A 14261-nucleotide genomic window follows, 5' to 3' on the forward strand; every position below is an offset into this window, starting at 1 on the left:
AGAGACTTGGCAGCTGGCAAAACTTCTGACGGGCGGTGGGGTTTAAGGTCACGGTGCCAGGAGCGTATTGCTGCGGTGCCGTGCTTCTCAAAACGTCAGGCATTCACGCTCAACTCCCACACGTATACCTACCAATGAAGTCGACTTTATTCCTTACAGCCGCGCTGGTGACGTTTGCGGCTCAGGTATCAGCCCAAACCACTGCGCCCTTGCGGGCGGCCGCCGACCAGATTACGACCAAGCAGGGGCCCCTCACGGTGCAGCCTATTACGCACGGCAGCGTAGTGCTCACCTGGAATGGCAAAACCATTTACGTTGACCCTTACGGTGGTCCGGAGGCCTACGCCGGACTGGCCGCGCCGGATGTAGTACTGATCACAGACATCCACGGTGACCACCTGGACTCGAAAACTCTGGCGGGCCTTCCCGTCAGCAAAGCCCTGATGGTAGTGCCCAATGCCGTAGCGGAGAAACTGCCGGCAGAATACCGAGCACAGGTACGCATCCTGAACAACGGTCAGCAGCTCGACACGCTGGGAATGCGCGTTTCGGCCATCCCCATGTATAACCTGCCTGAGGCCCCCGACGCCATGCACACCAAAGGGCGCGGCAACGGCTACGTAGTGAACCTGGGCGGCAAAAACGTTTACTTCTCTGGCGATACCGAAGACACCCCCGAAATGCGCGCCCTCAAGGGCATTGACGTGGCCTTTGTGTGCATGAACCTGCCCTACACCATGGATGTGCAACAGGCCGCGCAGGGCGTGCTGGCTTTCAAGCCGGGCATTGTGTACCCATATCACTACCGGGGCCAGAGCGGCCTGAGCGACGTGGCTACTTTCAAGAAAACCGTAAACACAGCCAACAAGAAGATTGACGTGCGGCTGCGCAACTGGTATCCGTCGGCTAAGTAAGCTGACCCAATCACACAACAAGGCCCCGCTCAGTAGCTTACTGAGCGGGGCCTTGTTGTGCGTGTAAGCTACTGCAACTTATAGACATAAAAGGCTGCAGAGGCTTAGCGGTTTGCTCGCCTAGCGCACCGGAGCGGTATCCACCTGCGCCTCCAGCTTGTCTTGCACGGGGAGTGGAAGCTTGCTGAGCAGGTCCAGGCCAGTGGCGGCTTCAATGGCATCAACGCTCACGCGGTACTGGCTCCAGTCGGGGCTGACGGACTGGTCATTGGGGGTGTCTACGGCCACAATGCGGGCCTGGCCGGCGCTGATGCGCTGCAGGTCGTTGGAGCCTTCGGGCAGAAGCACGAGTACCTTCCAGACACGGGCCGGCACCGTCACGCGGCCCTGGTCTATGCTGGTGGCGCGGCCATTCTGGCCGGTGCCGCCTTTGCCGTAGCTACCCATCAGCACGTACACCTCCTGGCCCTGCTTCACCTGGGTGCGCGTCCATTCCTCCAGGCCACTCCAGGTGCGCTGGTTGTTGTTGCCAGCCTGCGGAATCATGTTGGTCATCAGGAACGTAGCCGAGTTGTCGTCGAGGTCGGTGGTGCGGTCGGCGGAAGGGCAGTTGTGGCCTTTATCGAAGCCCGAGCCGCTGTAGCTGCGCGGCGTTACCTGGTAAAACTGGCGCGGCAGGGCAGGATCGGGCCGGAAATCATCCTGGCGCGGAGCCGAGCCCATCCAGGCGCGGTTGAGGTGCCAGCTGGCCCAGGTGGGCGTGCCGCGCTGGGCATTATAGCCAAGGGTAAACTGCGGCTTTACTAGCAGATAATTGGTGGGGTTATTGACGTCGGGTGTGGCTCCGCTGGGGTTGCCTAACGCCATGTTATCATCGCGCCCCGAAACTACTGCGGCAGCCCGGGCCGTGGTAGCTGGCGGCAGGCTGGAAGCAGCCGGAGCCGGGTTGCTGGCCGGGGCAGTACCGGAAGCAGCTTCAGCTACTGAGCCGCCCGCAATGGCCGCACCATTGGCTGCCAGCAGCGCAATATCATCAATGTTGAGGCGGCCCTTGCCGCTGTCGGTCTTCCTGATTTCGAGGCGCAGGGGGCCGGCTGCTCCGCCCTGAAACGTGGTTGCCACCAGCCGGGGGCCCTGCGTTTTCACGGACTGCCCTATACGGCGGTAGGTGCGTCCGCCATCTACACTGCCCCATAGCTCCCAGGTGCTGGCGGGGTCAGAGCCATACGCGGCGCTGGTCACCCGAATGACCTGCACGCCTCCCGGCACGTCAAAGTTCATCCGAATGCGGCCTTTTTCCCGCAGACGAGCGGCATGCTGGCCGTTTTTATGGTCCTGGTCGGAGGAGCCAATCAGGGCATCCTCAAAGTGCCAGGAACCCGAAACCAAGGCCTCGTCGCCGGTTGCGTAAGCGCCTTTCTCGGCGGCTTCAAACGTCTCGGGGAAGCGGCCGGGGCTCTGTGCGGCCGCGCCGGCAGATTGTACGGGTATGGCGGGTGGGCCGTCGGGGGCGGGGGCAGTTTCGGGTTGGTGTTGGGAGCAGCCAAACGCAGTCAGGCTGAGCAGCAAACCGGAAAGCAGGAGCGGGGAGAAGCGGCGCATACGTAGCATCAAAGTATCCGGCGAATGTAGCAGAAGCCGCTCACTATGCCTCAGCTGCTCGTTCAGGAATACGTGGCGGCCCGTTTATGATGGTGGGTGCCTCACCCCCGGCCCCCTTCTCCTTCAGAAAGGCGGAGCCTCACGCTAAGGGTTGTGCGCTTGCTTTTGGGGGAGGCTTTTGTTGGCGCAAAAATCGGTTTCGCGACGAGCAGCGCAGGTTGCCGCGCATTTGGTGGCCTAGCCGGATACTAACACCGGCTGTACCTGATGTGAAATGAATTTTTACGCTACAGAAGTGCTTTGGGCTAGCTACGCAGAAAATCGGGGTATACCTGCAGGCACACAGGGGCCGTGAGCTCTACGCTGGTGCCCGTGGGGGTGAGGCGGCCCGTGGTGGCATCAGCGAAGTACGTGACAATGGTGTTGGACTGCTGGTGGGCTACGAGCACAGTGCGGCCAGTGGGGTCGAGGGCGAAGCTGCGCGGAGTTTTGCCGGGCAGCATCACGTGCTCTACCAGCGTGAGGCGGCCGCTCTTTTCATCAATGGCGTACACCACCAGGCTGTTGTGGCCGCGGTTTGAGCCGTACAGAAACCTGCCATTCGGCGATACGTGCACATCGGCGCAGGCATTCCACTCAGTAAAGCTGGCGGGTAGAGTGGGCACCGTTTCAATTTCAGTGAGCGTGCCCCGGCTGGGGTCGTAGGCCAGGGCGGTCATCGTCGAGTCGAGCTCATTGATGAGGTAGGCCAGGGGCTTGCTGGGGTGGAAGGTAAGTATGCGCGGCCCTGCGCCCGGCTTGGCCTTAAAGGCTGGCTGCGGCTGGCTCAGCAGCTTGCCTGCCGCATCAAGGGTGTAACCGTACACGGTGTCGTTGCCCAGGTCAACGGCGAAGAAATACTTCCCGGCGGGGTCGGGCAGGAGGCAGTGGCCCCGGGCATTCGTTTGGTTTTTGTGGGGGCCGTGGCCCTGGTGCTGGTCAATGGAAGAGGCCGGCCGCAGCTGCCCGCCTTCGCGAATGGGCAGGGCCGCCACGGTGCCGTTGCCGTAGTTGGCTACCAGGGCGTGGCGGTTCTGCGTATCGAGGCTGATGTAGCAGGGGATGGTGCCCCCCGAAGCCTGCTGGTTGAGTAGCGTGAGCCCACCGGTTTTGGGGTCAATGGCAAAGGCACTAACGCCGCCGTTGGGCGTGCCCTGGTAATTATCTACCTCATTCACGGCGTAAAGAAAGCGGTGCTGCCGGTCAACGGTCAGGAAGGAAGGCGCCGCGCCGCCCTTGGCCCCTGTTACCCGCGTGAGGGCGCCGGTGGCGGGCGTGAGGCGGTATAGCACTATGTTTTCCTGGTCAGCGGGGCCGTAAGAACCTACGTACACCAGGTAGGAGCTACTCGCAGAGCCCAGGCCAGTACGGGCGCAAGCCGCCAGCACGGCCGCGCCGGCCAGGCCAGTGCCTAGGGTGAGCAGGAAATTACGACGACTGTGGAAGTGAAGAAACGACATACGTTGAAGAGTAGTAAAGCCTATACGAGGCTACGGGGCAGAAGTGGTCTGGGATGTGCCCGGACAGGAGCGCGAACATCCGTTTTGTGCGAAGCCGCCGGCGAATATCCGGAACCGTGCGCAATTACTTGCTTCTGCTGCGCTGGTCCTGAAACGTACTCCCGCGACTATAGGCTGGGTTGGGTACTCATTAGCTACCACGTTCAGTGAGAACCAGAATGGGCACCCAGGCCTGGAACCTCACCCCCCGGCCCCCTCTCCTCGGGGAGAGGGGGAGCCAGACGATTTGGCTAGCCCGCGGGAGGAAAACTACGGCAGGGGGCGGGCGGGGCGGCTGCCTGCTCAGGCCGTGAGCAGGGCAGTTTCCTCGGGCGTGAGGCCGTAGAGCTCCGCTACCAACGCATCAATCTGCTGCTCCAGCGGCTGGGTATCGGCGGTGGCATCGGCGGCTTTGGCGGCCAGTACCTGCTCCACCAGCACCACGATGGGCGCCTGCTGCTCCGCCGTGGCGGTGGGGATGGGAAGTTGGGAGAGGTACATCGGCTTATACTCAAAGTAGCCACCTGCTTTTGTTGAGGCTATTGATTTGAAGAAGAAATCAACAGAAGATGAGTTAAGTGCACCTAACAGGAAAAGGTCGTTGGAAGGGATGATAGTTGTTTTGTCGTTGGAGAAACAGCCATCTGTATCGTAAGCATAAGGCGCATTTTGTGAGAAGGCTGCAATAACAATTTTAGATTTTGCAAAATCATCTACATACTCAGCTGCATATCGGCTTAATGCATACCAAGGGTATCTTCTAGCGAGAACTTCTGGGCGATTAGAAAGAACGTCAAAGTGCTGCTTCAAATGCTTTTCAATAGCTAGATAATCGGTGATTTTTAAAGACCACGGCGTGTATATTAAGTACTTATCTGCTTTTGGTAGTTGATACCGTTTCACGTCGCGGCCAGCCAAAAACGGTTTAATGATCTCCGCTGATTTCGGGTCTTCCGAAATCAGTGCAGCCCGCGTGGCGGCGTCAATTACAAAGGCTTCATTATAGCCAGTTTTGATGCCGTAGTAAATCTTCCCGTCCACATACTGGCCTAGCGGCGTGCCGGCGGCGCGGAGCTTTTCCAGCAGCTGCTGTTTGTCGGCGGCGGCCAGGCTCCAGGCATCGTCGGAGAGGCGGTTGGTGGGCATGTCGGTGGCGGCGGCCTGCACAACCTCCGGGAAGCGGGTGGGGTCGGAGCCCAGGGTCGTGAGTTCAGCCACGCGCACGGCGGCAGCGGCCGGGGCGCGCTGCACGCTCAGGATGTTGGGGTAGGTAGTGGCCTCCGGGAACACGGGCAGGTCGCCGAAATCGAGCAGTTCCTGCAGGCGTAACTCGGGCCGCAGCAGGTAGCGGCGCAGGCCCTGGCCGTAGCCGGCGCGCAGCCACTTGTTGTTAGTGATAAAGCTCAGCTCGCCGCCGGGCGCCAGCAGGCGCAGGCCCAGCTCATAGAAGTACACGTAGAGGTCGGCGGTGCCGGCGCTGGTTTCGTAGTGTGCCTTCAGGTAGGGCTTGAGGGCCGGGGCCAGCTCCTCCTGCCGGATGTAGGGCGGGTTGCCCAGCACGGCATCAAACCCCCGGAACGAGCCATCGGGGGCTAGCACCTCCGGAAACTCGAAGCGCCACTCGAAGGCGTCGCGGAACAGGGTGCCCTGCTCGCGCTGCTGGCGCTCCTGCTCCAGCTTTTCGAGGTTGAGGCGGGCGGTGGTTTGTTTGGCCCAGGCATCGTCGGCCGTCAGGCGGGCCTTCCCGAATAGGTCGGGCTTCTGGTCCAGCTCGGCGCGCAGCAGGTCTTCTTTGGCGCGGGTAATGCGCTTGAGCAGCGGGTCGTGGCGCTGAATATCGGTCCGGAACTGGTCTTTGAGGCGCTGCAGAAAGTCTTCGAGCACCTGTTTCTGCTCGCGCCCCCTGGCCGAGAAGAACTCGCCCACGGCCCGGCGGTAGAGGGCCAATGAGAAGTCCTTTTTGCGGAACACCTCCGTGAGGTCGGCTTGCAGCGGGTAGCGGCTGATGAGGGAGTTGCCGGCGCGTACGTTCAGCTCCAGGTTGGGCAGGGTTTCTAGCTCCCGGAACTGGCTTTCGGGGGTGTAGTAGGCGTGCTTGAGCAGTTCAATCCAGAGGCGCAGCCGGCAAATGCGCACTGAGTTGGGGTTGAGGTCTACGCCATACAGGCAGTGCTCGATGAGCAGGCGCTTCTCCCGGAACAGAGCACTTTGCAGGCGGGTATGCTCGCGGCCCACGCGGCGGGTCTGGGCGGCCTCGTCCCAGGTGGCGCGGTACTCAAACAGGGTGTCGTCCTCGTCGGAGGTTACGGCCAGCTCGTCGCGGGCCACCGTGAGGCGGTAGCGCAGGCGCTTGCCCTCCGTATCCAGCAACAGGCCTAGCTCGCTCTTAATGGCCAGCAGCTCATTGAGCGCCGACACCAGAAAGTGGCCCGAGCCCACGGCGGGGTCCAGCACGCGCAGCTCGTTAAAGGCCTCGCTGAACTCGGGGCGGCGCTTGGGCTCGTCGGCAATCTGTTCTTCTAGGCCACTCACGTCCTCGGCCTGCCAGCCGTAGCGCTCATTAAAGTGGCGCACCACGGCCCGGCGCAGGGTGTGGCGGCACATATACATGGTAATGAAGCCGGGCGTGTAGAACGAGCCGTCGCGGTAGCCGTTGATCTTCTCGAAGATAAGCCCCAGCACCGCCGCCGAAATCAGGGGGCGGTCGTCGTCGTGCACTTCCTCCGAGCCCTCCGAGGCGAAGTCGTAGGCATCCAGAAAGCGCAACAGGTAGGTGAGGGCCGTGGGGGCCGGGCCGCCGGCTTCCTGGCGCAGCACCGAGCGGCTGGTTTTGCCCTTTTTGCCCAGCAGGGGCAGCTCAATCATGTCGTCGAGGCCGGAAATGCGCAGGGTGCGGCGCTCCAGGGCGCTGGGCTCAAACAGCGAGGAGTTGAGGTAAGGTACGTGGGGGTAGAGGCCGGCCTCCGGCTGCTCCCGCTCCGGTGTAGGCCGGTTGAGGATGCGGTAGAACAGGCGGTTGAGCAGGTCGTACTCCTTGAGCTGGCCGGGGTCGAGGAAGCGGAAGGGCTGCACGGGGCCGGGCTGGTGGTAGCGGCGCAGCTGGCCCTCCAACAGCTTCAGAAACAGTAGGCGGCTTACCCAGGTCAGGCACAGGGCCAGGGCCACGCCCTCGGCCTGCTGTTCGGGCGTGTCGCCGTAGGTGCTCAGCTCCTCGGCGGGCAGGTTGCGAAGCATGTCCTCGGCGCGCAGCTGCACCAGCGTGTTTTCGAGCAGGGAGCCGCGCTGCCGCCGCTCCAGGGCGCACCTTTGGATGAGCTTGCGGCCCTTGTCTTTCACTTCCTCCAGGCCCATGAGGTAAAGCAGCTCCTCATAAAAGGCCCGGTTGAGGGTGTTGGCATCCTGGGCGAAAGGCTCTTTGAGCAGGTGGGGCGGCGAGAACAGCTTGCTTAGCCACAGCCGGCCTTTCTCGCCCAGCTCTTTGCGCTGGCCCTTTTCGTCGTGCGGGTCGAGGGTGAAGTACGTAAACCGCACCTCCGTTTCGAGCTTATCAAGCAGGGGCCGGGCAATTTCCTGGTAGAAGTGGCTGGTATCGGGGGCGGTAGTCTGGCCCTGCTTGAACTTCTGAAACTGCTGGCGCAGCTCGGGGTACTTCCAGAACACCCGGTGAAATTCGTGGGCATCAAACACAAACCACTCGTAGCCGGTGGTAATGATGAGCTGGCGCAGCTCCGGCAGCTGCTACTCACAGGTGCGCTCCTGAAAATAATACAGCAGCAGCTCGTGCAGGGCCTTGCGGTTGAGGTTGGTAGGCTGCACCATCTCAGCCTTGTTTTTCTGGTGCTTCAGCTCAAACAGCACCCCAAACGGGTCAGTGGCCTGGGGGCCGGTACGCAGCACCAGGTCGCGCTTTTTGTGGGAGTTGAGGTAGTAGCCTGAGAGGCCTACGGCGCTCAGAAACCGACTGAGCGGCTGCACCATATCGGCCTCATCCTGGGCGGCATCCAGCTCGGGCAGAAGCTGGCGGCGGGCCGCCTCAAAGGCATCAAGGGCAACACGGGAAACTTTCTGACGGCGATAAGCCAGGTCCAGCGCCTGGGAGGGTAGTAACGGATGGAGCTTCATAGGAAGCGGCAAGATACGGAGGCGGGGAGTTGCGGCGGCCCCTTTACCAGCCTAATGCGCACCCCAGCACCATACCGAACAGCGCGCGCAACGCCGGGCACCAAACCACGTCCTTGTCTGCTACCTTGGCGTTTGTACTTTGCCCTTACCTTCCTGTATGTCCAAACTCTACTCTCTCCGGCTGGTGCTGGCGGCCGGCCTCAGTGGCCTGGCGGCCGTTAGTGCCTGCAACTCCAACACCAAACCCACCTCCGGCACCCCGGAAACCGTAAACGCCGACTTCGACCGCTACAAGCAGCGCTTCATTGATTCTCTGTGGTACTACAATCCCGAGTGGGCCTCCTCCGTCGGGTACCACCGCTACGATTCCCTGCTGATAGTGCCAACGGCGGGCCGCCGGCAAACGGAAGCCGCCGCTATTGCCCGGCGCCGGGAGGAAATGAAAATATTCAACGTGGAAGATCTGTCGGTGAACAACCAGACCGATTACCACCTGCTGGAAAATTACCTGCAGTCGGCGCGGTTTTACGCCGATACCCTGCGCGACTGGCAGTGGAACCCCGCCAGCTATAACCTGAGCGGCTCCGTGGCTGAAATCCTCAACGGCCGCTACCAGCCCCTCGACCGCCGCCTGCGCTCCATCAGTAACAAAATCAGCCACTCCGCCGACTATTACGAAGCCGCCAAGGCCAACATCAGGCAGCCCACCCGCGAACACACCAAACTAGCTATTCAGCAGAATGAAGGTGGCCTGGAGGTTTTTGGGAAGGCCCTGCAGGATTCCATTGCCCGCTCGGGGCTCTCGGGGCGCGAGAAGAAGGAATTTACTGGCCGTATTGCCACCACCCGCCTCGTGATGGAGGGTTACGTACGCTTCCTGCAGCAGGAGGTGCTGCCGGCAGGTAATTTCCGGTCGTTCCGGTTAGGGAATGAGTTGTTCTCGCGCAAATTTGCCCTGGATATTCAGTCGCGCTACACCGCTGACCAAGTGTACCAGAAGGCCCTGCAGCATAAGCAGGAGCTGCTGCATGATATGGGCAAGCGGGCCGCACGCCTATGGCCCAAGTACTTTCCTGGCCAGCCCCTACCCACCGATTCGGTGGTGCTCATCAAGCAAGTGCTCACCAAGCTCTCTGAGAAGCACCCCACGCCGGCTGGCTTTGTGCAGGCCGTGCGGGACCAGATACCCACGCTGGTGCAGTGGGTAGACACGCATAACCTGTTAACCCAAGACCCCACTAAACCGCTGGTAGTGCGCGAAACGCCGCTTTACATGCGCGGCAGCGAGGCCGGGGCCAGCGTATCGGCCCCCGGCCCTTACGACAAGGCCGCCGATACCTATTACAATGTGGAGCCCCTGACCGGCCAGCCCGCCGCCCAGGCCGAGAGCTACCTGCGGGAGTATAACCAGTACACCCTCCAGATTCTCAATATTCACGAGGCCATACCAGGGCACTACACCCAGCTGGTGTATGCCAACCGCAGCCCCTCGCTGGTGAAGTCTATCTTCGGGAACGGGGCCATGATTGAGGGCTGGGCCGTGTACGCCGAGCGCATGATGCTGGAAAGCGGCTACGGCGGCAACACCGATGAAATCTGGCTGGCCTGGGACAAGTGGAACATGCGCGTGACCCTCAACACCATCCTCGACCATGAGGTGCACGTGAACAATATCTCGGAGCAGGCCGCCGTGGCCATGCTGCTGCGCGATGGGTTCCAGGAAGAGGCCGAGGCCCGCAACAAGTGGCGCCGGGCCACACTTAGCCAGGTGCAGCTCAGCAGCTACTTCACGGGCTATACTGAAATTTATGATCTGCGCGAAGAGCTCAAGAAGCGCGAAGGAAGCAAGTTCGACCTCAAGGCTTTTCACGAGCAATTCCTGAGCTATGGCAGTGCCCCCGTCAAATACATTCGGCAAATGATGCTGGCCAAGCAGTGAGTATCAAACAACTAGCTGGCTGAATCAGGAAAAACAGCCCCCGGAAGGAATTTTCCGGGGGCTGTTTTGTGTCTGCGGATGAACTTTTCTTCTGTCCCATTGAATGAAGAAAAGCGTAACCGTACTCACTTCCTTGCTCACCCCATGCCTCTCTATGAAAGTTATTGACACCAACGATACTGGCCTACGCACTCTCATTCATGACTTTCCGCGCGTAATAGCCAAGTTCACCTCTGCCGACTGTACAACGTGCAAGTTGCTGGCCCCCCCGTTTGAGAAATTCGCCAGCGACCCGCGCTTCCGCACCGTCTTTCTACGGCTCGACTCAGATGAAAACCCAGTGGCCAAGAAGCTGATGGATGAGCGGGTAGCCCCCTTTTTTGTGGCCTATTGCCGGGGTCGGATGCTGGAGTGCGACACCCTTACAACGGAACAAGAAGTGCTGGCAATGCTGGAGAGCCTGCAAGCTTGCCCCGACGAAGCCCCGGCAACTTCCTAAGCCCAAAGGACAATAGCGGAAAACTAGTACTTAAGCGGAAGCTGGCTAGTCAGGCTGAGCTACGGGCATCAGCGCACTGGCCGTACGCCCTAAAGCACGACAGACAGTTAGCACGAGTACAACGGCTGGCACCTCGTAGCTTTGCGCCATGTTCTTTGTCCTGTCTAAGATTCTGGATTTTGTGTTGTCCCCGATGCTGTGGTTCATTGGGTTGCTCCTGCTGGCCTTCGTGCTGCGGCGCACTAAATGGGGCGCCCGGCTTCTGCTGTCCGCTATGGGGCTGGCGCTGCTGCTCACCAATAATGCCTTGGTAAATGAGGCCCTGCTGGCCTGGGAGCTGCCACCCAGGTCGTTGGCGCAGCTGGGCCACCGCGATGCCGGCGTGCTGCTGACCGGCATTACCAGCGTCACGAAGTCGCCGCACGATAGGGTGTACGTGAACCAGGGCGCCGACCGGCTGCTGCACACGTTGTGGCTGTACCGGGCGGGGCGCATCCGCAAAATTATCGTGTCGGGGGGCTCAGGGGCCATTGGCACCGTCGTTGCACGTTCGGAGGCCCGGGAGCTGAGTATTTTGCTGCGGCTGGCAGGCGTGCCTACCCAGGATATTCTGCTGGAAACCCAGAGCCGCAACACCCACGAAAATGCCCGTAATACCAAGGCCCTGCTTGCTCAGCACCCCGAGATAAACTCGTTGGTCTTGATTACCTCGGCGTTTCATGAGCGGCGGGCTATGGGCTGCTTTCAGCAGGTTGGCTTGCAGCCCGTAGCCTTCCCGGCCTCCTACTACTCCACCGACCGCCGCCCGACGCTTACCTACTGGCTAGTGCCCAGCGACGATGCCCCACGTCTGTGGAGTATCCTTATTCACGAGATGGTGGGCTATGGTGTGTACCGCCTGTTGGGCTATGTATAATAAAAAAGCCGGTCAGCATGACCGGCTTTAGGCTGTAGGGCACTAGCAGAAAGGTAGTTACCCCTGCAAGTCTTCCTCAATTTGCTGCAGCAGCTGCTCATATACGCAGGAGGGCTTGGCAGGCCAGCCGGGCTGGCCTGCTAGCTGCTCCGCCTGGTGCTGCAGGAGCTGCTGCATGTAGCGGTCTAGTTCAAGGGCCCGCCTGATAGGCGAAGGCGAAGTGGGCTTAGAAGGACAATTGGGCTGCATAGGTGTAGGATAGATAATCAGGACAGGCTGTTTTACGGATTCAGGTGCATACATGGTTTTAGATAAATATAAAAATATTTTAGCTGACTACAGCACTCCTTTCTGCCCTAATTGCGGCCCTGGGGTTTAGGTGCCTGAAGGGCCAAACCGCTCAGTATGAATAGCTGAAGCGGGCAGCCCGAGTGGGCCAGCCAGGGTGCTTGCCGCGCTTTCTACCAAGCCGGTGGGCCCACAGATAAAGCACTGCGGAGCGGCGGGCAACAGGCCTAGCACCTCCCCGAGCATGGCCTCATCGAGGCGGCGCTGGTAGCCTGCCCACCCAGCGGGCAGCTGCCGCGTGAACGTTTGCTGCAGAGAAAAGGAAGGGTCTGCCTGGGCCATAGCCGTTAGCTCCTGCTGATAGATCACCTCTTCCGGCGTGCGGGAGCTGTAAAGCAATACCGTGGGGTTGCGTAGGCCACTGCGTTGGCGGTGTCTGAGCATGCACATAAGCGGCACAATGCCCGAGCCGCCCGCAACCAGTAGCAACGGCCCGGCCTGGGGCGTGGCGTCCCAGGCAAAATAGCCCCCAATGGGGCCGCGCACCTCCAGCTGGTCGCCTAGCTGTACGCCCTCAAACAAGTAGCCGGATACTTCACCTTCATCAATCAGCTCCACGGTGAAGGCCACCTCGCCGGTTTGCTCCGGGGGCGAGGCAATGGAATAGCTGCGTTGAGCCTGGTAACCATCAGGGGCAGTGAGGCGCAGGGTGTAGTGCTGGCCCGCCCGGTGCTGTTGCCAGTGGGGCAGGCGAAGCGTAAAGGTTTTGGCGCGAGGAGTTTCGGGCGTTATGGCCACCACGGTGCCTAGCTGCCAGGCTAGGCCACTCATGGTGCCTGAGCGGCCAGGTCTTCATCATCATCGCGGTAGCGCTGCTCCTTCCATGGGTCGCCGTACATGCTGTAGCCGGCCCTTTCCCAGAAACCGGGCGCATCTTCAGAGAGCAGCTCCAGGCGCTGTATCCATTTGGCGCTCTTCCAGAAGTAGAGGTGGGGTACCACCAGGCGGGCCGGGCCACCGTGCTCCGGGGCCAGCGGCTGCCCATCATACAGCAACCCAATAAAGGCTTTGCCATCGCGCAGGTCGGTTAGGGGCAGGTTGGTAGTGTAGCCTCCGTAGCAGTGGGCCATAAGGTGGCTGGCCTCGGCGGTAGGCTGCGCCGCGTCTAGTAGAGTATCCAGGCTTACACCCCGCCATACGGTGCCAAACTTAGACCACTGCGTAACGCAATGAATATCCACGGTAAAGTCTTGCTGCGGGAGGTGGTTGAACTGCTGCCAGTTCCACTGCTGGGGTGTTTGCACCAGGCCAGTCAGCCCAAACGACCACTGCGCAGGCTTGATGCGGGGAGTAGGGCCGGCGCTTAGCACCGGGAAATCCTGAGTTTCGTATTGGCCGGGTGGCAGCACGTGGCCCGTAGGAGCAGGCCGTTTCCGCTGGAAGCCGCGGTTAAAGAAGGAGTTCTGCATGGCGTATAGGTATGAGAAGAACTTTCAGGCAAGTAGCAAAGTAGGCGCCAGCGCGAATGAATGCGCTTGGTCCTCTCGGCTTCACTCGGCCCAACAATATACACGAGCGTAAGCTGTTCTAGGCCTGTTGCTGGGTAAGCCAGGCATCAAACTCCGTGGCCACAATGCGCTGGCCCGTAATGCCGTTGCTGGCTTCGGAGGCCAAGAACACAATGGGGCGCGCCATCACGGAAGGGCTAAGCAGGGAAAAGTGGCTGGGCAATGCCGCGCGTTGTTCCTCGGGAATCATGCCAGTGGCGGTGGCTCCTCCAGGCAGCAGCATATTTACATCAATGGTATGCTTGCGCAGGTCTTCGGCCATAATCAAGGACAGCGACTCTGCCCCGGCGCGGGAAGGACCGTACGGAATAAAGCCCTGCCGCCTCATGGTTTCGTGGTTCATAGAGATGTTCACGATTTTACCGTGTCCCTGAGCCACCATCATTGGGGCAAAAGCCTTAGCCACCAGAAAATAACCGGTGAGGTTGGTGTCGAGAAGGTCGCGGAAGCCGGCGGCGCTAACCTTATAGAACGGCTGCGGGGCCGTCATAAACTCCGGGTTCACGGTACGCATCCCAATGCCGGCGTTGTTTACCAACAGGTCTAGGCCACCCCAGTAGTCCTGCACCCACTGCACGGCCTGGGCAATGGAGTGTTCATCGCGCACATCCATCGGGAGCGTGTGCACCCGGCCAGCAGTGTGACCTAAGCGGGCTTGCGCTTCAGTAAGTGTGGCGGGGCTGCGGGCCGTGATGAGCACAGTGGCACCGGCATCGGCTAAGGCTTGGGCCATAGCGAAGCCCAGCCCGCTGGAGCCGCCGGTAATCAGGGCTTTTGTACCGGTTAACAGGTCAGTTGACATAGCCTGGGAGTAGAAAGGAGTGCGGCCCGGTCGTGCGGCCAGTCTGTGGGCTGCGGGCTCTACATAAACCTTC

At 60.7% G+C, this 14261-nt stretch carries 11 protein-coding genes and 1 pseudogene; 4 read left to right on the forward strand and 8 right to left on the reverse strand.

The window, feature by feature from the left end; translation table 11 throughout:
* Positions 1-134: 134 nt before the first annotated feature.
* Positions 135-914: an MBL fold metallo-hydrolase gene (locus HMJ29_RS15995; protein ID WP_171592427.1), complete on the forward strand. Its 780-nt coding sequence runs from the start codon at positions 135-137 to the stop codon at positions 912-914.
* Between the two features lie 120 nt (positions 915-1034).
* Here HMJ29_RS15995 and HMJ29_RS20525 read toward each other — a convergent pair whose 3' ends face one another.
* The 4 genes and pseudogenes from HMJ29_RS20525 to HMJ29_RS20785 form a co-directional block, all read right to left on the reverse strand.
* Positions 1035-2516 (reverse strand): DNA/RNA non-specific endonuclease, encoded by a 1482-nt coding sequence (locus tag HMJ29_RS20525; RefSeq protein ID WP_244679153.1) that lies wholly within the window; start codon positions 2514-2516, stop codon positions 1035-1037.
* A gap of 305 nt (positions 2517-2821) precedes the next feature.
* Positions 2822-4015 carry a lactonase family protein gene (locus HMJ29_RS16005; RefSeq protein WP_171592428.1) on the reverse strand — a complete coding sequence of 398 codons (1194 nt, stop codon included), beginning with the start codon at positions 4013-4015 and terminating at the stop codon, positions 2822-2824.
* Positions 4016-4357: 342 nt separating this feature from the next.
* Entirely contained in the window at positions 4358-7405 is a 3048-nt protein-coding gene (locus tag HMJ29_RS16010) for a type IIG restriction enzyme/methyltransferase (RefSeq protein WP_436409442.1), read from the reverse strand.
* Positions 7406-7510: 105 nt separating this feature from the next.
* Positions 7511-8176 (reverse strand): annotated as a pseudogene (locus tag HMJ29_RS20785) (DUF7149 domain-containing protein); the annotation flags it as partial.
* Positions 8177-8333: 157 nt separating this feature from the next.
* Here HMJ29_RS20785 and HMJ29_RS16020 point away from each other — a divergent pair.
* The 3 genes from HMJ29_RS16020 to HMJ29_RS16030 all read left to right on the forward strand — a co-directional run bounded on the left by HMJ29_RS16020 (position 8334) and on the right by HMJ29_RS16030 (position 11530).
* Positions 8334-10115 (forward strand): DUF885 domain-containing protein, encoded by a 1782-nt coding sequence (locus HMJ29_RS16020; protein WP_171592431.1) that lies wholly within the window; start codon positions 8334-8336, stop codon positions 10113-10115.
* 154 nt (positions 10116-10269) lie between these two features.
* Positions 10270-10614, forward strand: a complete 345-nt coding sequence (locus tag HMJ29_RS16025) for a thioredoxin family protein (RefSeq protein WP_171592432.1) — start codon at positions 10270-10272, stop codon at positions 10612-10614.
* 148 nt (positions 10615-10762) lie between these two features.
* On the forward strand, positions 10763-11530 hold the full coding sequence (locus HMJ29_RS16030) for a YdcF family protein (protein ID WP_171592433.1): 768 nt from the start codon (positions 10763-10765) through the stop codon (positions 11528-11530).
* Positions 11531-11587: 57 nt separating this feature from the next.
* Here the strand turns inward: HMJ29_RS16030 and HMJ29_RS16035 are convergent, their stop codons facing one another.
* The 4 genes from HMJ29_RS16035 to HMJ29_RS16050 all read right to left on the reverse strand — a co-directional run bounded on the left by HMJ29_RS16035 (position 11588) and on the right by HMJ29_RS16050 (position 14188).
* Positions 11588-11833 carry a hypothetical protein gene (locus HMJ29_RS16035; RefSeq protein ID WP_171592434.1) on the reverse strand — a complete coding sequence of 82 codons (246 nt, stop codon included), beginning with the start codon at positions 11831-11833 and terminating at the stop codon, positions 11588-11590.
* 72 nt (positions 11834-11905) lie between these two features.
* Positions 11906-12649: a ferredoxin reductase gene (locus HMJ29_RS16040; protein WP_171592435.1), complete on the reverse strand. Its 744-nt coding sequence runs from the start codon at positions 12647-12649 to the stop codon at positions 11906-11908.
* Positions 12646-13287, reverse strand: a complete 642-nt coding sequence (locus HMJ29_RS16045) for a sulfite oxidase-like oxidoreductase (protein ID WP_171592436.1) — start codon at positions 13285-13287, stop codon at positions 12646-12648. Before HMJ29_RS16045 ends, HMJ29_RS16040 begins: the two co-directional genes overlap by 4 nt.
* 118 nt (positions 13288-13405) lie before the next feature.
* Complete coding sequence (locus HMJ29_RS16050; protein WP_171592437.1) at positions 13406-14188, reverse strand: SDR family NAD(P)-dependent oxidoreductase; 783 nt, start codon at positions 14186-14188, stop codon at positions 13406-13408.
* Positions 14189-14261 lie beyond the last annotated feature (73 nt).

This window comes from Hymenobacter taeanensis (assembly GCF_013137895.1).
Taxonomy (GTDB): Bacteria; Bacteroidota; Bacteroidia; order Cytophagales; family Hymenobacteraceae; genus Hymenobacter; species Hymenobacter taeanensis.

What these genes read in the sequence shown, in the direction of transcription:
- HMJ29_RS16045 (WP_171592436.1), bottom strand. Translation starts at nt 13,287, where the DNA reads ATGCAGAACTCCTTCTTTAACCGCGGCTTCCAGCGGAAACGGCCTGCT.
- HMJ29_RS16035 (WP_171592434.1), bottom strand. Translation starts at nt 11,833, where the DNA reads ATGTATGCACCTGAATCCGTAAAACAGCCTGTCCTGATTATCTATCCT.
- HMJ29_RS20525 (WP_244679153.1), bottom strand. Translation starts at nt 2,516, where the DNA reads ATGCGCCGCTTCTCCCCGCTCCTGCTTTCCGGTTTGCTGCTCAGCCTG.
- HMJ29_RS16010 (WP_436409442.1), bottom strand. Translation starts at nt 7,405, where the DNA reads ATGGGCCTGGAGGAAGTGAAAGACAAGGGCCGCAAGCTCATCCAAAGG.
- HMJ29_RS16005 (WP_171592428.1), bottom strand. Translation starts at nt 4,015, where the DNA reads ATGTCGTTTCTTCACTTCCACAGTCGTCGTAATTTCCTGCTCACCCTA.
- HMJ29_RS16050 (WP_171592437.1), bottom strand. Translation starts at nt 14,188, where the DNA reads ATGTCAACTGACCTGTTAACCGGTACAAAAGCCCTGATTACCGGCGGC.
- HMJ29_RS16020 (WP_171592431.1), top strand. Translation starts at nt 8,334, where the DNA reads ATGTCCAAACTCTACTCTCTCCGGCTGGTGCTGGCGGCCGGCCTCAGT.
- HMJ29_RS16040 (WP_171592435.1), bottom strand. Translation starts at nt 12,649, where the DNA reads ATGAGTGGCCTAGCCTGGCAGCTAGGCACCGTGGTGGCCATAACGCCC.
- HMJ29_RS16030 (WP_171592433.1), top strand. Translation starts at nt 10,763, where the DNA reads ATGTTCTTTGTCCTGTCTAAGATTCTGGATTTTGTGTTGTCCCCGATG.
- HMJ29_RS15995 (WP_171592427.1), top strand. Translation starts at nt 135, where the DNA reads ATGAAGTCGACTTTATTCCTTACAGCCGCGCTGGTGACGTTTGCGGCT.
- HMJ29_RS16025 (WP_171592432.1), top strand. Translation starts at nt 10,270, where the DNA reads ATGAAAGTTATTGACACCAACGATACTGGCCTACGCACTCTCATTCAT.